The sequence below is a fragment of the Amycolatopsis sp. NPDC051903 genome, from assembly GCF_044452505.1.
Lineage (GTDB): Bacteria > Actinomycetota > Actinomycetes > Mycobacteriales > Pseudonocardiaceae > Amycolatopsis.
In genome coordinates this window covers 86,334-104,247 of the sequence record NZ_JBITBT010000007.1, presented here as the reverse complement: position 1 = coordinate 104,247, position 17,914 = coordinate 86,334, and the positions used below count along the sequence as shown (strand labels likewise).

The window sequence follows — 17,914 nt, the reverse complement described above, 5'->3', positions numbered from 1 at the left end:
GTCGGAGATACTCGAAGGAGTAGGAAGACGCCTGAAACGACCTGGGAGACCCGACCCCCCATGCTGGACCGAGCGGTCATCGACGCCCTGTTCCCCGCGGATCTGCCCGAGCCGGAGCACTGGGAACAGCGCTATCCGGCTCGGCCGCTGCCCGAAGGCGCGAAGGTGACCCGGTTCGGCCCGTCCCCGACGGGGTTCGTGCACATCGGCGGCATCTACGTGGCCACCATCGACCAGGACGTCGCGCGCCGCTCGGCCGGCCGCTACCTGGTGCGCGTGGAGGACACCGACCAGTCGCGCGAGGTCGACGGCGCGCTGGAGCAGTTCGAGCGCGGCTTCTCCTACTTCCACCTTGCCGCCGACGAGGACTCGCTGCGCGGCGGCGACTACGGCCCGTACCGCCAGTCGGAGCGCGAGCAGATCTACTTCACCTACGTGCGCCACCTGTTGCGCGAAGGCCGCGCGTACATCGACTTCGCGACGAAGGACGAGCTCGCGTCCATCACCGCGCGCCAGCAGGCGACGAAGCTGCCCACCGGCTACTACGGCTCGTGGGCGATCTGGCGCGACGCCGACCCGGCCGACGTGCAGGCGAAGCTCGACGCCGGCGAGCCGTGGGTCGTGCGGTTCCGCGCGCCCGACGACACCGGTCAGCGCGTGCGCTTCACCGACGCCATCCGCGGCACGATCGAAGCCGAGGCCAACCGCAACGACGTGGTGATCCTCAAGAGCTCCGAGCAGAGCCCGCGGCTGCCCACCTACCACTTCGCGCACGCCGTCGACGACCACCTGATGCGCGTGAACCTCGTGATCCGCGGCGACGAGTGGATCTCGTCGGTGCCGGTGCACCAGCAGCTGTTCGAGGCGCTCGGGTTCGACCCGATCACCTACGCGCACATCGCCCCGCTGATGAAGCAGGAGGGCGGCAGCAAGCGCAAGCTGTCGAAGCGCAAGGACCCCGAGGCGTCGGTCGACTTCTACATCGAGGCCGGCTACCCGACCGAGGCCGTCCTGTACTACCTGCGCGGGCTGGCGAACGGCCGGCTCGCGGAGCTGCCGCTCGAGCAGGCGCTGCGGGAGCCGATCAACCTCGACGAGTGCGGCGTCGCGGGACCGCTCGTGGACCTGGTGAAGCTCGACGACATCTCCGCCGACCACGTCGCGACGCTCTCGGGCGAGGACATCCTCGCGGCGGTGCGCGCGTGGGCGCAGCAGTTCGACCGTGAGCTGGAGTCCGTGCTCGTCTCGTCGGAGGAGCTGGCGCTGCGGGCGCTGTCCGTCGAGCGCGTCGGGGTCGAGAACCCGCGCAAGGACCTCAAGAAGTGGAGCGAGTTCCGGGCGGTCTACGGGTTCTTCTTCCCGGAGCTCCATCAGGCGGTGACCGGTCCGGACGACGAGCGCGTCGCCGCGCTCGGGGTGGCGCCGGACGTCGTGCGCGCGGTCGCCGCGGACTTCGTCGAGAACTACCGCCAGCTCGACGACGGGCAGGAGTGGTTCCAGCAGATCCGCGACGTCGCCGCGAAGCACGGTTTCGCCCGCAACGCCAAGGAGTTCAAGAAGGACCCCGACGCGTTCCCGGGTTCGATCCGCGAGGCCTCGCAGATCATCCGCATCGCGATCACCGGGTCCACGCGCAGCCCCGACCTGCACTCGATCACGCAGGCACTGGGCCAGGAGGAGACGCTGCGGAGGATCCGGGCGCTCACGGCCTGACGCGCGTGGTCGTCACTCCCCGGCGACGAGGACGGTGACGCCGGGGAGTGCACGGAAGGGCGCCAGCTGGGCTTCTCCCGCCGAAGCGTCGGTGATCAGCGTCCACTGGTCGGGCAGCGCCGACCACCAATGCGAGTCTTCGCGCCCCAGCTTGCCGGCATCGGCGAGGACGACCACCCGCCGCGCCTGCTCGATCATGCGGCGCTTGACCGAGGCCTGTTCGGCGGTGGACTCGCACAGGCCGCGGACCGCGTCGACGCCGTCCGCGCTGAGGAACGCGCAGTCGGCGGTCAGCTGGGCCAGCGCGGCTTCGGTGAGCGGGCCGACCATCCCGTGGCTGATGTGCCGGACCGCGCCGCCCAGCGCGACGAGGTCCACGCCGCCGGCGTCGGCGAGCGTGGTCAGCGTGGTCAGCCCGGTGGTCGCGACACTGATGCCGGACCACGTGGTGAGCCTGCTCGCGAGCGCGCCGGTGGTGGTTCCGGCGTCGAACAGGAGGAGCTGGCCCGGTTCGATCAGCTGCTCGGCCACCCGGGCGATGGCCGCCTTCTGGGGCGCGGCGATGGTTTCCCGCTCGTGCAAGGACTGTTCCTCGCCGCCCGCCGCCAGCGCCCCGCCGTAGGTGCGCACGACAGCGCCCGTGCCGGTGAGCGCGGACAGGTCGCGCCGGATCGTGGAGGCGGTGACGCCGAACCGCGCGGCGAGCTCGTCGACCCCGACCGGCCGGGAGCGCAGCAGGTCGCTGATCGCGGCGCGCCGCGCGGTGGCGTTCACGGAAGTGGTTCCTCCTCGACGTGGGGCGCCAGGTCCACGGCCTGGCGCAGCGCCTCCAGCATGCTGGCGTGGTCGGCCTCGCCGGTGCCCGCGATGTCGAAGGCGGTGCCGTGATCCACGCTCGTGCGGATCACCGGCAGCCCGATCGTAATGTTCACCCCGGCGTCCAGGCCGAGGACCTTGACCGGCCCGTGGCCCTGGTCGTGGTACATCGCCACCACGAGGTCGAAGTCGCCGCGGACGGCGCGGAAGAACACGGTGTCGGCGGGCAGCGGGCCTTGGGCGTCGATGCCCTCGGCCCGCAGCTGTTCGACGGCGGGCACGATCTTCTCGCCCTCCTCGCCGTGGCCGAACAACCCGTTCTCACCCGCGTGCGGGTTGATCCCGCAGACCGCGATGCGCGGGTGCGCGACGCCGGCCTTGCGCAGGGTTTCCGCGCCCCGGCGGACGGTCCGCGCGACGAGACCGGGCTCGATCTTCGCGACCGCGTCCACCAGCCCGATGTGCGTGGTCACGTGGATCACCCGCAGTTTGGGCGCGGCCAGCATCATCGACACCTCGGGCGTGCCGGTCAGGGCCGCCAGCAACTCGGTGTGCCCGGGGTAGCGGTGCCCGGCCGCGTGCAGGGCTTCCTTGTTCAGCGGGGCGGTGCAGATCGCCTGCACCCGGCCGGCCACCGCGAGTTCGGTGGCGGTCCGGACGAACTGGTACGCACCTTCCCCCGCCACCGGCGAGAGCTTGCCGAACGGCAGGTCCGCCGGGATCAGGCCGAGGTCGAGGCAGTCGAGCACGCCGGAGCGGTAGCCGGCCTCCTCCGGGGCGGTCACCGCGTCGACCCGCAGGCCGGTGCCGGTGATCTCGACCGCCTTGCGCAGCCGGGCGGCGTCGCCGACCACGATCGGGCGGCAGGATTCGTACAACTGCGGTTCGGCCATGGCCTTGACCACGACCTCAGGGCCGACGCCGGCGGCGTCGCCCATGGTGATGGCGACGATGGGACGTGCCACGGGAATTCCCCTCTCTCGGTGGTGCGGTGGCTGGGTTCAACGGGCGGCGGTGAACGTGTTCTCGTGCAACGACCGCCGCGCCTGCTCTACAGTGGACGGTTCGCCGAAGGCACCCGCCTTGGTGATCAGTGCGAGGCCGCCGAGCGCGGGTACCCGGGAGCGGACCACCCCCGGTTCGAGCTCCCCGAGCACGGTGAACCCCTTGGCACCCGCGGAAAGCAACACCGCGCGGGCGGTTTCGCCGCCGGCGAGGATCAGGCCGCGGGGACTGGCGTGCGCACGCAGGTGGCCGGCGGTGACCTCGGACAGCGCGGCGGCCACCTCGCCGGCGTGTGAGCGGTGCACCGGCGCGTCCGGATCGGGGATGAGGAGGAGGTCGCCTCCGGCGGCGGACAACGCGGCGGCCGCGTTCCGCTGCTGCGCGAGCCCGAACGGCGCGGCGATCTCGACGGCGGTCACCTCCGGCGAGGCTGCGAGCACCGCGCGCTGCTCCCGGCCGAGTGCGGAGTAGCTGCCCAGCACGGTCAGCACTTGCCCGTCCGGCGGTTGCTCGTCGTCGCGGCGTGGTGTGGACCCCACTCCGACAGCGGCACGGGTCAGCCCGGCGGATCCGACCGGCAGGACGTGCGGGCCGAGCTGTGCCAGCGCGGCGTCGAGCACCCGCAGGTCCTCGTCGGTCTCGGCGTCGGCACACACGACCCGGACGCCGGCCGCCCGGTGCGTGTCGTAGGCGTGCACCACCGCTTTCGGGCCGGAGCGGACCACCTCCAACGGGACCAACGCGGTGCCCACCCCGGAACCGGTGAACAGCGCCCTCAGTTCGCCGTTGCGGTGCGGTTCGCTCCCGACGTGCAGCACGCCGCCGGTCACGGTGCGCCCGGTGGCCGGAAATGATGGCGCGAGCAGCGCGCCGGCCGAGGGACCCAGTTCGTCCAGCGCCGCGATGACCTCGGTGGCGACGTGACCGCGGAGGGTGGAGTCGATCTTCTTGTACAGGGTGCGCCCGCCGCGGGCAGCTGCGCGGACCGCGGAACGCACCGCCTGCGCGGCGAATTCAGGGCTGCGGTGCCTGCTGTCGGTGTCGATCGCGACGACCTCGGCGGCGGGGAGCCCGGCCGAGGCGTCGAGGACGACGGCCACCTCGGTGAACGGGCCGTACGCGGCGGCCGAGTCGGCCGCACCGGTGAGGTCGTCGGCGACGATGACCACTCGGCTCACGATGAGGTCTCCTCCACCGGTTGCTGCTTGGCGCGCTCCCGGTTGCGGGCGCGGGCGGCGAACCACGCGGTGGCGAAGGGCACCAGCAGCGACGTCACCACCACCGAGGCGGCCACCAGGATCGTCGCCTGCGCGGCCGCGTCGTGGTACGCCGGGTTCGCCGAGGCCACGATCGCGGGGACTGCTGCCGCGTTGCCCGCGGTGGATGCCGCGGCGATGCCCGCGACGCCGGTGCCGCCGGTGAGCTTGTCGGCCAGCAGCAGCACCGCGCCGGTCAGCAGGAACACGAACAGCCCCAGGCCGATGCCCAGCAAGCCGGCTCGCCACACCGAGGTGAGGTCGATGCTCGAGCCGAGCGCGAAGGCGAAGAACGGGATCAGCACGGGTACCGCACGGCCGAGCCAGTCCCGCATCTGCGGATCGAGGTTGCCCAGCAGCATTCCCACCAGCAGCGGGAGGATCGCGCCGACCAGCGTCTGCCACGGGAAGGCCGACAACCCGGCCGCGCCGAGGGTGAGCATGGTCAGGAACGGCCCGGACTCGATGGTCATCACCGAATAGGCCGCGACGTCCTTGTTCTTGCCGAACTGGCCCATCAGGGCCATGTAGAGCCCGCCGTTGGTGTCGTTCATCGCGGCCACGACGGCCAGCGTGGACAGCCCGGCGAAGGCACCGGAACTGATCGGCGTCTCGCCGAGCAACCGCCCGAGGATGACGCCCACCACCACCGAGGTGAGGACCTTCGCCCCGAACAGCACCCCGCCCTTTTTCAGGATGTAGGGAGTGGCCCGCACCTCGATGCCCGCGCCCATGCAGACGTAGAACACCGCGAGGATGGTGAGCGACCCGGAGAACAGAGCCCCGGTGAAGGACCCGAAGAACTTCCCGGTGCCGGGTGCCACGGTGTAGAGCACCGAGCCGACCAGCAGCGGGACGATCATCATCCCGCCGGGAATGGCTTCGAGCCGGCGTTTGATCGGAATCGCCACGCGCTCCTCCTTGAACGTGCGGAGCCCGGTTCTGGGCGACCGGGCTGCGTTATGTGCGCACGGTAGGCCTTGCTGCGCACAACGCGCAAGTGTGGTGCGTGTTGTGCGCAGGTGGATGTGACCGGATGAGGGCTGCTGGTTCGGCGATGCCCCGGGAACCGCTGGTGGCGCACGGGTCGGGCCTGGGCGGCAGGTCGCCGGCGGACGAGAGGGCTGGTGATGCCGCCCGGCGCGCGTTGTGCGCACTGCCGAGCCGTCGCCGTTCCGCCGCGCCCACGTTCGGCGGGGTTTCGGGGGGCCGCGCGGGCTGCGGCCGCGAACTGCCGCAAGCGGCTGCCGATCGCCGCGGCGGCGCCCAGCGTTCCTTCGTGAACCGGCCTTCGCGGTGCTCGCGGCCCAGCCGCGCCGTCGGCCGGTACCGTTCGCACGTCGCCCCGACGCGTCCGAGCGCCAGGGCGAGTGACGGGCCGCACACGGCCGGGGGAGTGCTGCTCGGCGTGTCCGGTGGACGTGGAATACTGGATCGGTCATGACTGCGCTCCCCCTTGTTTTCGACGCGCCCAAGCGCGGCCTGCCGCCGCGCCACCTCGCCGACCTCTCGTCCGCCGAGCGGGCCGAGGCGGTGGTCGGACTGGGGGAGAAGGCGTTCCGCGCCAAGCAGTTGTCGAACCACTACTTCTCGCGGCTGACCGTCGACCCGGCGGCGATGACCGACATCCCGGCCGCGTCGCGCGAGCGGCTCGTCGCCGAGCTGATGCCGCCGCTGCTCACCGAGGTCCGCGCGCTGTCGGCTGACGCCGGGGCCACGCGCAAGACGCTGTGGCGCGCCCACGACGGCACGCTGCTCGAGAGCGTGCTCATGCGCTACCCGGACCGTTCGACGCTGTGCATTTCGAGCCAGGCCGGTTGCGGTATGGCGTGCCCGTTCTGCGCCACCGGCCAGGGTGGTCTCGACCGCAACCTGTCGACGGCCGAGATCGTGGACCAGGTCCGCTCGGCCGCGGCGGTCATGCGCGACGGCGCGATGCCCGGCGGCCCCGGTCGCCTGTCGAACATCGTGTTCATGGGCATGGGCGAACCGCTGGCGAACTACAAGCGCGTGGTGGCGGCGGTGCGGCGGATCACGGAGCCGGCTCCGTCGGGTCTGGGGATTTCGCAGCGTTCGGTGACGGTGTCGACGGTGGGTCTGGCGCCGGCGATCCGCAAGCTGGCGGACGAGAAGATGCAGGTGCGCTTGGCGGTGTCGCTGCACACGCCGGACGACGAGCTGCGGGACACGCTGGTGCCGGTGAACAACCGGTGGTCGGTGGACGAGGTGCTGTCGGCGGCGCGGTACTACGCGGACACGAGCGGTCGGCGGGTGTCGATCGAGTACGCGTTGATCCGGGACATCAACGACCAGCCGTGGCGCGCGGAGCTGCTGGCTCGGCGCTTGAGGAAGCACCTGGGCCAGCTGGTGCACGTGAACGTGATCCCGCTGAACCCCACGCCGGGTTCGAAGTGGGACGCCTCCCCGAAGCCCGTCGAGCGCGAGTTCGTGCGCCTGGTCAACGCGGGCGGCGTCGCGTGCACCGTGCGCGACACCCGCGGTCAGGACATCGCCGCCGCGTGTGGCCAGCTGGCCGCCGAGGGCTGAGTTTTCGTTTCAGTGATGGAGAAGTTGCGTTGATGTCGACCCCCAGCCTGCTCGATCCGGCTGCCGAGGAACTCAAACTGACCGGCGGCCGCACGGCCACCGACGTGGCCCGCACGGCCCGCACGCTGCTGGGCGAGCGGTTCGACCCGGTGTCGTTCATGTACGTGCTGATGCGCGCGTACTCCGTCGACTTCCACGCCGCCCGTGACGCTTCGCGCTGGCAGGGGTTCGGCGAAGGCCCGCGGCCGCTTTCGGACGCGGATCTGGAAGCGCTGCTGGCACCCTGGCTCGCCACCCGCTGAACCCCAGCGGACTATCTGAGCCACCACAACTGCCCGGACGGCGCGGCACGCAGTGACGTCGGAGTCCGGCGCAGGCCGGTGCCCGCCGCTGAAGTGGCTCTGTACCAAGGTTTCGCCTTGATCGGTGTGTGAGATTGCCTGCCACTGAGCGGATCGGGGTTCGCTCACGGATCGTGGTGTGGTTGGGTTGGCCTCCCCGCCGATGGAGTGAGACATGCCCGATCCCGTTGATCTCGTGGAAGCCGATGACGCCGCAGGCGCGCCGGCGGAGCCGCCGGTGTTCGTGGACGCGACGGGGCGGCGGCGGAAGATCTTCCGGCGCGTGGCGATCGGTGGCGGGGTCCTGACCGTCGGCTACGTCGTGGTTCTGGTCGCCGCGCTGCTCGGGGCGCCGGTGCCGTCGCCGCTGCTCGTGCCGATCACGCAGCTCGGCCCCGCGCACACCGACGTCGCGACCACGCCCGCGGATCCGGCCGATCAGAGCACGACGACCGAGGCTCCGCCGGCGCCCGAATCCAGCGCTGACCCGACGCCCGTCAACGCGAACGACCCCGCGCGGTCCGTGACCACGACGGCCGCGGAGCCGGTCACCACGACTTCCCAGACGGCTCCGGGCGTCGACCACCGCAGCACCCACGCCCCGGACACGCCCCCGGGCAAGGCCGACACCAGCAAGAAGCCGCGGCCCTGATGGCGAACGGCCGCCACCGGCCCCGGAGAGACGCTCCGGCCCCGCGTGCGCACTGGTTCCTGCTGATCGTGGTGCTGGCGGCCGTCGTCGGCCTGCTCGCGCTGCACTCCGTGGTGCTGGGCGAGTTCTCCAGCGACGAGACCGCGCCACAGACGAGCGCCTCCGGCGTGCCCACGGAGGTGCGGAACGGCGGCTCCCTGATCGACGCGCGGAACAGCTCGCCGGACGTGCGGCGCCCGCCGGACAAGACGCTCGCCCTGACCTTCGACGACGGACCCGACCCGACCTGGACCCCGGCGGTCCTCGCCGTGCTCGACCGGTACCACGTCAAGGCCACGTTCTTCGTCACGGGCGCGCACGCGGCCGAGTACCCGGGCCTGGTGCGGGAAATCGCGGCCCACGGCCACGACATCGGCAACCACACCGCCACCCACGTCGATCTCCGGTCGGCCGGCGAACTGCGCACACAGCTCGAACTGCGCTTCACCGATCTCGCCGTGTCCGGTGCGGCCGGGGTGTCGCCGGCGCTGGTCCGGCCGCCGTACTCGGCCACGCCCGCGTCGATCGACGACCCGGCCTGGACGTCGATCCAGCGGATCGGCGCCGACGGCAAGATCGCCGTGCTCTCCGACACGGACTCCGAAGACTGGCAACGGCCCGGGATCGCCACGATCGTCGCGAACTCCACCCCCAGGGACGATCGGGGAGCCGTCCTGCTCATGCACGACGCGGGCGGTGATCGTTCACAGACCGTGGCGGCGCTGGACCGGCTGATCCCCGAGTTGCAGGCCAAGGGGTGGCGGCTGGGTCCGGTGAGCGCCGCGGTCGGGCTCGGCTCGGCCGGCGCCCCCGCCGGAATCGGTCAACGGGCGGCCGGCTGGCTGCTGATCGGAGCCGTGCAGGCCAGCGGCGTGGTCGCGAGCTCGCTGACCGTGCTCCTGATCGTCGCCAGTGTGCTCGCCGCGTTGCGCACCTTGGTCACGCTGATCACCACCGCGGTGCACGTGCGGCGGCGACGGTCGACGAGGCTCCGCGCCGTCAACGCGCCGGTGACGGTCATCGTCCCCGCCTACAACGAGCGCGCCGGGATCGAAGCCACGATCCGTTCGGTCCTCGCGTCCAACCACCGCGTCTTGGTGATCGTCGTCGATGACGGGTCGACCGACGGCACCGCCGAACTCGTCGAGAAGTACGTGGGCCGGCGCGTCCGGTTGATCCGGCAGGCGAACGCGGGCAAGGCCGCGGCGCTCAACACCGGCATCGCCGCTGCGCCCACCGAGCTCGTGGTGCTCGTCGACGGTGACACGGTGCTGGAACCCGGCACGGTGCACACCTTGGTCCAGCACTTCGCCGACCGCGAGATCGGGGCGGTGTCCGGCAACGCGAAGGTCGGCAACCGCCGTGGCCTGCTCGGGCAGTGGCAGCACATCGAATACGTGATCGGGTTCAACCTCGACCGCCGGTTCTACGACGTCCTGCGGTGCATGCCGACCGTGCCGGGCGCGATCGGTGCGTTCCGCCGGTCCGCGGTGCTGCGGCTCGGCGGTATTCCGGTCGACACGCTGGCCGAGGACACGGATCTGACCATGGCCATGGAACGCGCCGGCTGGCGGGTCGTCTACGAGCAGGAGGCCCGCGCCTGGACCGAGGCGCCGGCCACGCTCGGCCAGCTGTGGAAGCAGCGGTACCGGTGGTGCTACGGCACTCTGCAGGCGGTCTGGAAGCACCGCCACGCCGTGTTCGAACGCGGCGCTGCCGGCCACCTGGGCCGGCGTGGCCTGCCGTACCTGCTGCTGTTCCAAGTGCTGCTCCCCGTGCTGGCACCGCTCGTCGACGCCGCCGCGCTCTTCGGGATCCTCACCAGTGATGCGCTCACCGTGAGCGCGTACTGGCTGGTTTTCCTGGTGCTGCAAGCGATTCCCGCGGTGATCGCGTTCCGGCTCGACGGTGAGCGGCTGCGTTCGCTGCTGCTGCTCCCGTTGCAGCAGTTCGTGTACCGGCAGCTGATGTACCTCGTCGTCGTGCAGTCCGTGGTGACCGCGATCGCGGGGGCGCAGCTGCCCTGGCAGAAGCTCCAGCGCACGGGCCTCGCCGCGGATGCCGCGAACCGGTCGTAGCGGGCTCACCGACCTTGGTTCCGCGGCTGCGGAATTCCTTGCGGTTGGGCTGGACCACAAGGCTCGGCCGCAGCCGGTCACCGCAGGCCGGACTGACCCACGCACCACCTGAAACGGGTGAGCCCACCCACCCCTCCCACCAGCGGAAATCCACGCCCGTCGGCCGGCCGCGGGTGACTGGCGCGCCACCGGTAACCCGCGGCCACGTGTATCTCACCTCCAGGAGGTGAGCGCACCACCCGTCCCGTTTGCCAGGTTCAGACGATGGCCGACTTGCGGGTGGAGCGGATCGCGGAGTTCATCGAGCCGTTGCGGGTGCAGCCGGGGTCGAGGGTGCGGCTGGCGCGGGACTTCGATCCCGGTTACAAGGCCGACTTCCTGAACAAGAAGGACGGCCGGGAGCTGCTGGCGGCGGGCGTCGAGCTGCTCGCGGACTACCAGCGGCGGCTGGCGGCGCAGAATACGTACGGCGTGCTCGTCTGCCTGCAGGCACTGGACGCCGGCGGCAAGGACGGCACGATCCGCCACGTGATGAGCGGCGTGAACCCCCAGGGCGTGAAGGTCAGCGGGTTCAAGGTGCCCTCGGCCGAGGAGCTGGACCACGACTACCTGTGGCGCTACGCCTGCCGCCTGCCGTCGCGGGGGGACATCGGGATCTTCAACCGTTCGCACTACGAAGAGGTGCTCGTGGTGCGCGTGCACCCGGAGCACCTGCAGCGTCAGCAGCTGCCCGATTCGGCGCGCCAGGGCCACGTGTGGGCGCGCCGTTTCCGGGAGATCAACGACTGGGAACGCTACCTGTCGGACAACGGCTTCAAGGTCGTCAAGCTGTTCCTGAACCTCTCGAAGGAAGAGCAGCGCACGCGGTTCCTGCGGCGCATCGACCGGCCCGACCGCAACTGGAAGTTCTCCGCCGCCGACGCGCGGGAGCGGCGCTACTGGGACGACTACCAGCGCGCGTTCTCGAAGATGCTCTCCGCGACGAGCACCGAGTGGGCGCCCTGGTACGTGATCCCGGCCGATCGCAAGTGGTTCGCGCGCATCGCGGCCGCCGCGGTGCTCGCGCACACCCTCATCGAAATCGACCCGCAGTACCCGACGGTGAGCGAAGAACGGCGCAGCGACCTGCTCGTCGCGCGCTCGGAGCTGGAGGCCGAGGCGCCCGAGGGCGCACCCGCCGACCCGTACGCGGCCGCTGCCGCCGAGAAGAAGCGTCGCAAGAAGAAGCGCCGGAAGAAGTGAGGGCGGGCCATGGCCGCACAGGACCAGGCGCCGGTGAAGGAGCACAACTGGTACTCGCGAACTCCGCAGGACGTGGCCTCGGCCTTCGGCGTCGACCTCGAGTTCGGGCTGTCCTCGGCGACGGCCGCCGAGCGGCTGAGTGTCAACGGTCCCAACGCGCTGCCCGAGGAGAAGCCGAAACCGGCCCTGTTGCGGTTCCTCGACCAGTACCGCAGCTACATGCAGCTCATCCTCATCGCCGCCGCGGTGGTGTCGCTGGTGATCCAGCAGTGGGGCACCGCCGTGCTGCTGATCGTGCTGACCGTGGGCAACGCGGTCGTCGGCCTGCGCCAGGAGGGCAAGGCCGAGAGCGCGATGAACGCGCTGAAGTCGATGATGAAGGCGACCGCGCGCGTGCGCCGCGACGGCGTCGAAGGGGAACTCCCGGCCGAGCGGCTCGTGGTCGGCGACGTCGTGCTCATCGCGGCCGGCGACCAGGTGCCCGCCGACTGCCGCATCGTCGCGGCCAGCGCGCTGCAGATCGACGAATCGGCGCTCACGGGCGAGAGCACGCCCGCGGCCAAGGGAGCCGAGGCGCTGACCGCCGGCAAGCTCGGTCCGGGCGACCAGTCGAACATGGCGTTCATGGACTGCCCGGTGACGCACGGCAGCGCCACCGTCATCGTCACCGGCACGGGCGCCGACACGGAGCTGGGCAAGATCTCCGGCATGCTGTCGGCCACCGTGCGCGAGCAGTCGCCGCTGACCAAGCAGCTCAACACGCTCACGCTGTGGATCGCCGCGGCGGCCGGCATCACGATGGTCGTGATGTTCGTGCTCGGCCGCGGGCGCGACGTCGCGTGGGACGCCCTGTTCATCAGCGCGGTTTCGCTGGCCATCGCGGCCATCCCGGAGGCGCTGCCGACGGTGAGCCAGGTGATCCTGTCTCTCGGCAGCGTCGACCTGGCCAAGCGCAACGCGATCGTCAAGGACCTGCCCTCGGTCGAGACGCTCGGCTTCACGTCGGCGATCAACTCCGACAAGACCGGCACGCTCACCATGAACCAGATGACGGCCGTGGAGGTGGTGGACCTCACCGACCGCTACACGATCAGCGGCTCCGGCTACAGCCTGGAGGGCCGCGTCCACCACGCCGCCGGCTCGACCGACAGCCTCGAGAGCGCGATCCTGCCCTACCTGCTCGCGAGCGACGCCAAGATCGTCGACGGGAAGGTCGTCGGCGACCCGACCGAGGGCGCGCTGCTCGTGCTCGCCCACAAGGCGGGCCTGGACGTCGACGAGACCCGCGACAACCTGCCGCGCGTGGCCACGCTGCCCTTCGACCCGTCGTACAAGCTGATGGCCACGTTCCACAAAACCGTCGACGCGTCGGGCCGGGACGTGGTGCGCTGCTTCGTCAAAGGCGCGGCGCCGGCCGTGATGGACCGCGCGGCCACCGCCTTGTCGGGCGCGAAGACGGTGCCGTGGAACGACGAGCTGCGGCGTAAGGCCCACGAGCGCATGAAGAGCATGGAAGGGCAGGGCCGGCGCGTGATGGCCGCGGCCCAGCGCGACCTCGACGCCGCCGCGTTCGACCCGAACGGAGACCTGCTCGCCTGCGTCACCGGCCTGCAGATGACGAGCCTCGTGGCGATGGTCGACCCGCCGCGCGAGCAGTCCAAGAGCGCCGTCGCCGACGCGCAGGCCGCGCACATCCGCGTGCGCATGGTGACCGGCGACGACGTCACCACGGGCGCGGCGATCGCGCGCCAGCTCGGCATCCCGGGCGACGCGATCCTCGGCTCGGAGTTCGCCGACCTGTCCGAAGAGCAGCGGCTGGCCCGCATCGACGACATCGGTGTGGTCGGCCGCGTGTCGCCCGAGCACAAGGTGATCCTCGCCGACACGCTCAAGAAGAAGGGCGACGTCGTCGCCATGACCGGCGACGGCGTCAACGACGCGCCCGCCATCAAGGCGGCCGACCTCGGGATCGCGATGGGCAGCGGCACCGACGTCGCGAAGAACGCCGGCCGGATGATCCTCTCCGACGACAACTTCGCGACGATCGTGTTCGCCGTCGAACAGGGCCGCAAGATCTACGACAACCTCACCAAGTACATCCGCTTCGTCCTGGTGCTGCTGGTCGTGTTCGTCCTGACGTTCCTGGGCGCCAGCCTGTTCAACATCGCCGCCGGCGAACCGTTCTCGCCCGCGCAGGTGCTGTGGATCCACTTCATCGTCAACGCGCCCTTCGGCTTCGCGCTCGGCTTCGACCGCGAGACGCCGGGCCTGATGAACCTCAGACCGCGGCCGCGCGGCGAGTCCGTGCTCACCCTGCCGGTGTTCATCACGGTCGGGCTCGCCGGGCTCGCCATCACCGTCGGGCTGCTCCTGCTGCTGTCGTTCGGCCGGACGCACTACGGCAGCGCCGAGATCGCCACCACGATCGCCTTCACGGCCTTCGCGCTGTGCCTGATCGTCGCCGCGGTCGAGTGCCGCAGCGAGACGGGCACCGCGTTCACCACCGCCACGTTCGACAGCAAGCAGATGAACTGGGCGATGCTGGGCGAGTTCGTGCTGGCGGTGCTGGTCATCAAGATGGACGTGTTCAACAAGCTGCTGGGCACCACGGACCTGAACTTGTTCCAGTTCTTCTGGGCGCTGGTGCCGGCGGTGGCGCTGTTCCTGTTGTGGGAGGCGGGCAAACTCATCGCCCGGACCACGAGGTGACGCACCCGGGCCGCCGCGAAAACCCGTAGGCGGACCACGGCGACCGCTGCTACCTTTCCGGAGGCCGTGCGAGAGAACGAGGAGGTGGTACCCGTGAACCAAGCGACATGGGTGCTCCCCTCCGGGGTCACGGCCGGGCGATAGGTCGTCCGGGAGCGCCGCTCAAGCGCACTCCCGAAAGGCACGACCATGCGATTCACCTCCGAACAGCGCCTCGAAGACGGCGTCCTCGAACGCGCGTTCACCCTCGGCGAGATCTCCGGCATCCTGTGGACGCCCGGATCCGCGTCCGCACCGGCCCCGCTGATGCTGCTCGGCCACCCCGGTGGGCTGCACCGGATGTACCCCCGGCTGGCGGCCCGGGCCCGGCACTGCGCGGCGCAGGGCTTCGCCGCGGCCACCATCGAACTCCCCGGGAGCGGTGACCGGCCGAGGTCCGCCGCCGCCGAGGAGGCCCGCGCCGATCTGCACCGGGCGCTGGAGGCCGGCGAGCCGGTCGGCGAGGGGATCGTCGACCGGCTCGTCCTCCCGCTGGTCGACCAGGCGGCCCCGGAATGGCGGGCCGCGCTGGACGCCCTCCTGACGCTCCCCGAGATCGGCGGCCCGGTCGGGTATTCGGGAGGGATCATCGCCATCGGCATCCGGCTCGCGGTGGTCGAGCCGCGCATCTCGGCCGCCCTGCTGTTCGCCGGGAGTTTCGTGCCCCGCGCGACGTTCGAGGAGGCCCGGCGGGTCACCATTCCACTGCTGGTCCTGCTGCAGTGGGACGACGAAGGCAACGACCGGCAGCTGGCCCTGAACGTGTTCGACGCGTTCGGCTCCCAGGAGAAGACGTTGCACGCCAACACGGGCGGGCACACCGGCGTCCCGGAGTTCGAGGGGGACGCCGCGAACCTGTTCTTCGCGCGGCACCTGAAGTGAGGCCGGGCAGCAGGCGGTAGGCGCGGCCGGCTCGGACGCCGCCATCGAGGACAGGATCGGGTCTTCCTCGATGGCGGCGGCCGGCGGCGGCACAACCGCTGCGACTGCCGTCCTTGTGGTCCGGTCAACGGATACCCTGGGCCGGTTGACTCTCGGGGGGTGTCATGCGGAAGTCCCTGTGGTTCGGGCTGCCTGCGGCCGTGGCCCTCGTGGCCGCGTTCGCCGCGCCGCTCGCCGAAGACCCGGCGGTGCCGCTCGGCGCGTCGTTGAAGCTGGACCGGGACGCGTACTCGCCGGGCGCTCTGGTCAAGGGCACACTCTCGGTCTGGAACAAGGCCGGTGTCCGGGTCGACGACGCCGCGGCCGCCTGCTCGTCCACGGCCTCGGCGGACCGCGCGCTCGTCGGCTCGGCGTGGACGAACCAGCTGTTGCGCGGTGGGTTCCGGGGGCCGGTGGTGGCGATCGAATCCGTCCGGGTGGGGCTCGACGGCACGGTGAGCGACGAGGCGGTGCGCCGGGGCGTCGTGGTGGCCACGTGCGTGCTGCGGACCGACGGGCGGCCGATGCTCGTCTCGGCTTCCGCGCGGGTGGCGCGGCGGTGATCGTGAATGCCGTTCCCCGCTCCATAGTGGACAATTTCGCCCATCGCGGAAAAGTTGCTTCCCGTTGCAAAAACTGATGGGAAACCAACAGAATCTCGTAGCGGTCACATCACGGTCGGTACCCGCGTGTCACTCGCCTTCAGGATCACCCTGAAGAGTGGCAGGCGTGGGAATCCGCCCGGTGGGCGTCGGAACCTGGAGCGCTGAGTAGGGAAAACGGCGCAGCAGCACCGCGTTACATCACACGTTAGTGGTGAAAGTGCGAAAAACGTGGTCACTGACCCGGCTTGGTCGACGCGTTGCGCAGTGGATCTTGTTTTGCCATTCCGAGCCCCCTTGATAGCGTCACGGTCTCGCCGGTGATCGACAGTTGCGTCGCCTCACGCGCGGATTCGGGGGTCCGTCGGCGGGTCCATTTCTTGGTGTTCGAAAGGACAATTCATGCGTTCTGCCCTGCTGCGCGGACGGACCCTCGTGGTCGCCGCTCCGGCTCTCGCCCTCCTCGCCACGGCCACCGCCGCCCCGGCCGCGGTCGCCGCCGACGCGCCCGCGGGGTCGGCCTACGGCGCCTCCGCGTCGGTCTCGCTGCTGGCGGGAGTGCTGGGGGACAAGGGGATCTCGGTGGAGACGGGCAAGATCGCGCCGTCGAACACGGACGGACCCACTTCCGCGTCGGTGGTCGACGCGCCGCTCAAGGGCCTGGTCACCGCGAAGGCGATCACCAGCTCGGCCAAGCAGGGCGACCCGGACGTCACGGCGAAGGCCGCCGTCGTCGACGCCACGCTGCCCGTGCTCGCCCCGCTCGCGGGCGCGACGCCGAAGGCGCGCGTGATCAGCTCCGAGTGCACGTCCACGCCCGACGGCATCAAGGCGTCGTCCGAGCTCGCCGGCCTCGACCTCGGCCGCATCGGCAAGCTGCCCGTGGGGACCGCGCCCGACCAGAAGATCGGCGTGCCCGGGGTGGTGCAGGTGATCGTCAACGAGCAGATCAAGCACGAGGACGGCAGCGTCACCGTCAACGCGCTGCACATCAAGCTCCTCGGCGGCAAGGCCACCGGTGCGCTGGGCAGCGGCGACATCGTGCTCGCCTCCTCGACCTGCGCGAAGGTGGCCGCCACGACGACGCCGAGCAGCCCGAGCCAGCCCACCGCGCCCGCGAAGCCGCCCGCCGAAGGCCCCGGCCAGGTGTCGGTCGTCCCGGCCGGCGCGCCGGAGACCGGTGACGGCTCGCTCGCCGCGGTGACCGTTCAGTGACCCGTCGCCGGTTCGGGCTCTTCGGGCTGCTGCTGGCCCTCGTCGCGAACTTCGCGCTGATCGGCTGCGGTTCGCCGACGCCGGCGCAGCAGCCGGCCGCGCCCGCGACGTCGGCCGCGCCCGCCGTCGGGCTGGTGCGGTCGGTGCCGGTTTCGCTCGACGTGCCGAGCATCGGCGCCCACTCGTCGCTGGTTCCCCTGGGCGTCAACCCCGACAAGACCGTGCAGGTGCCGCCGGTGACCGAGCCGCTGCAGGCGGGCTGGTACTCCTACAGCCCGACGCCCGGCCAGGTCGGCCCGGCGGTGGTGCTCGGTCACATCGACGGCAACCACCAGAAGGGCATCTTCTGGCGGCTGCACGAGGTGAAGAAGGGCGACCAGGTCGTGATCGGCAGGCAGGACGGTTCGAAGGCCACCTTCACCGTCACGAAGGTCGACCAGATCGCCAAGAAGTCGTTCCCCACGGAAGCGGTGTACGGCAACACGACCGACCCGCAGATCCGCCTCATCACGTGCGGCGGGGCGTTCGACGCCGCCGCGCACAGCTACCTCGACAACATCATCGTCTACGGCACGCTCAACACCTGAGCGTCCCGCGACCAGGGCCTCGGGGGGGGGGCGGGGGGGGGGGGGGGGGGGGGCCGCCGCGGGGGGGGGGGGGGCCCCGGGGTGTGGAGGGGCCCGCCCCCCCCCGGGCCCAACCCCCGGCCCAGCAGGCCCCGCGTGGCGCCCCCCCGCCG

The 17,914-nt window shown here is 71.2% G+C and carries 15 protein-coding genes; 11 read left to right on the top strand and 4 right to left on the bottom strand.

What is annotated here, in order from left to right; translation table 11 throughout:
- Positions 1–60 precede the first annotated feature (60 nt).
- A complete protein-coding gene (locus ACIA77_RS18670; RefSeq protein WP_395887136.1) occupies positions 61–1,713 on the top strand; it encodes a glutamate--tRNA ligase in 1,653 nt (550 codons plus the stop codon).
- A gap of 12 nt (positions 1,714–1,725) precedes the next feature.
- On the opposite strand, the gene ACIA77_RS18665 is transcribed toward ACIA77_RS18670, so the two are convergent.
- The 4 genes from ACIA77_RS18665 to ACIA77_RS18650 are packed head-to-tail and all read right to left on the bottom strand — an operon-like array spanning position 1,726 to position 5,701.
- Positions 1,726–2,487, bottom strand: coding sequence for a DeoR/GlpR family DNA-binding transcription regulator (locus ACIA77_RS18665; protein WP_395887135.1), 762 nt, complete (start codon positions 2,485–2,487; stop codon positions 1,726–1,728).
- Complete coding sequence (gene pdxA / locus ACIA77_RS18660) at positions 2,484–3,494, bottom strand: 4-hydroxythreonine-4-phosphate dehydrogenase PdxA (protein WP_395887134.1); 1,011 nt, start codon at positions 3,492–3,494, stop codon at positions 2,484–2,486. Before pdxA ends, ACIA77_RS18665 begins: the two co-directional genes overlap by 4 nt.
- A gap of 36 nt (positions 3,495–3,530) precedes the next feature.
- The gene (locus ACIA77_RS18655) at positions 3,531–4,712 is read right to left on the bottom strand and encodes a four-carbon acid sugar kinase family protein (protein ID WP_395887133.1); all 1,182 of its coding nucleotides are present in this window, start codon (positions 4,710–4,712) and stop codon (positions 3,531–3,533) included.
- Positions 4,709–5,701 (bottom strand): 2-keto-3-deoxygluconate permease, encoded by a 993-nt coding sequence (locus ACIA77_RS18650; protein ID WP_395887132.1) that lies wholly within the window; start codon positions 5,699–5,701, stop codon positions 4,709–4,711. Before ACIA77_RS18650 ends, ACIA77_RS18655 begins: the two co-directional genes overlap by 4 nt.
- 529 nt (positions 5,702–6,230) lie before the next feature.
- Between ACIA77_RS18650 and rlmN the strand changes: the two genes are divergently transcribed.
- From rlmN to ACIA77_RS18600, 10 genes are all read left to right on the top strand, one after another.
- The gene (gene rlmN / locus ACIA77_RS18645; RefSeq protein WP_395887131.1) at positions 6,231–7,337 is read left to right on the top strand and encodes a 23S rRNA (adenine(2503)-C(2))-methyltransferase RlmN; all 1,107 of its coding nucleotides are present in this window, start codon (positions 6,231–6,233) and stop codon (positions 7,335–7,337) included.
- A gap of 29 nt (positions 7,338–7,366) precedes the next feature.
- The gene (locus ACIA77_RS18640) at positions 7,367–7,639 is read left to right on the top strand and encodes a hypothetical protein (protein ID WP_395887130.1); all 273 of its coding nucleotides are present in this window, start codon (positions 7,367–7,369) and stop codon (positions 7,637–7,639) included.
- 214 nt (positions 7,640–7,853) lie between these two features.
- Complete coding sequence (locus tag ACIA77_RS18635; RefSeq protein WP_395887129.1) at positions 7,854–8,330, top strand: hypothetical protein; 477 nt, start codon at positions 7,854–7,856, stop codon at positions 8,328–8,330.
- Entirely contained in the window at positions 8,330–10,447 is a 2,118-nt protein-coding gene (locus ACIA77_RS18630) for a bifunctional polysaccharide deacetylase/glycosyltransferase family 2 protein (RefSeq protein ID WP_395887128.1), read from the top strand. Before ACIA77_RS18635 ends, ACIA77_RS18630 begins: the two co-directional genes overlap by 1 nt.
- 264 nt (positions 10,448–10,711) lie before the next feature.
- Entirely contained in the window at positions 10,712–11,689 is a 978-nt protein-coding gene (locus ACIA77_RS18625) for a polyphosphate kinase 2 family protein (RefSeq protein ID WP_395887127.1), read from the top strand.
- A gap of 9 nt (positions 11,690–11,698) precedes the next feature.
- Positions 11,699–14,398 (top strand): cation-translocating P-type ATPase, encoded by a 2,700-nt coding sequence (locus tag ACIA77_RS18620; protein WP_395887126.1) that lies wholly within the window; start codon positions 11,699–11,701, stop codon positions 14,396–14,398.
- A 189-nt stretch (positions 14,399–14,587) separates the two neighbouring features.
- Positions 14,588–15,319 (top strand): dienelactone hydrolase family protein, encoded by a 732-nt coding sequence (locus ACIA77_RS18615; RefSeq protein ID WP_395887125.1) that lies wholly within the window; start codon positions 14,588–14,590, stop codon positions 15,317–15,319.
- Between the two features lie 164 nt (positions 15,320–15,483).
- Positions 15,484–15,921 carry a hypothetical protein gene (locus ACIA77_RS18610; protein WP_395887124.1) on the top strand — a complete coding sequence of 146 codons (438 nt, stop codon included), beginning with the start codon at positions 15,484–15,486 and terminating at the stop codon, positions 15,919–15,921.
- 441 nt (positions 15,922–16,362) lie between these two features.
- On the top strand, positions 16,363–17,175 hold the full coding sequence (locus tag ACIA77_RS18605) for a choice-of-anchor P family protein (RefSeq protein ID WP_395887123.1): 813 nt from the start codon (positions 16,363–16,365) through the stop codon (positions 17,173–17,175).
- A complete protein-coding gene (locus ACIA77_RS18600) occupies positions 17,172–17,762 on the top strand; it encodes a class F sortase (RefSeq protein WP_395887122.1) in 591 nt (196 codons plus the stop codon). Before ACIA77_RS18605 ends, ACIA77_RS18600 begins: the two co-directional genes overlap by 4 nt.
- Positions 17,763–17,914 lie beyond the last annotated feature (152 nt).

Excerpts from the sequence above, each read along its gene's own strand:
- ACIA77_RS18630 (WP_395887128.1), top strand. The coding sequence starts at position 8,330 with ATGGCGAACGGCCGCCACCGGCCCCGGAGAGACGCTCCGGCCCCGCGT.
- ACIA77_RS18635 (WP_395887129.1), top strand. The coding sequence starts at position 7,854 with ATGCCCGATCCCGTTGATCTCGTGGAAGCCGATGACGCCGCAGGCGCG.
- ACIA77_RS18615 (WP_395887125.1), top strand. The coding sequence starts at position 14,588 with ATGCGATTCACCTCCGAACAGCGCCTCGAAGACGGCGTCCTCGAACGC.
- ACIA77_RS18620 (WP_395887126.1), top strand. The coding sequence starts at position 11,699 with ATGGCCGCACAGGACCAGGCGCCGGTGAAGGAGCACAACTGGTACTCG.
- ACIA77_RS18670 (WP_395887136.1), top strand. The coding sequence starts at position 61 with ATGCTGGACCGAGCGGTCATCGACGCCCTGTTCCCCGCGGATCTGCCC.
- ACIA77_RS18625 (WP_395887127.1), top strand. The coding sequence starts at position 10,712 with ATGGCCGACTTGCGGGTGGAGCGGATCGCGGAGTTCATCGAGCCGTTG.
- rlmN (WP_395887131.1), top strand. The coding sequence starts at position 6,231 with ATGACTGCGCTCCCCCTTGTTTTCGACGCGCCCAAGCGCGGCCTGCCG.
- ACIA77_RS18605 (WP_395887123.1), top strand. The coding sequence starts at position 16,363 with ATGCGTTCTGCCCTGCTGCGCGGACGGACCCTCGTGGTCGCCGCTCCG.
- ACIA77_RS18610 (WP_395887124.1), top strand. The coding sequence starts at position 15,484 with ATGCGGAAGTCCCTGTGGTTCGGGCTGCCTGCGGCCGTGGCCCTCGTG.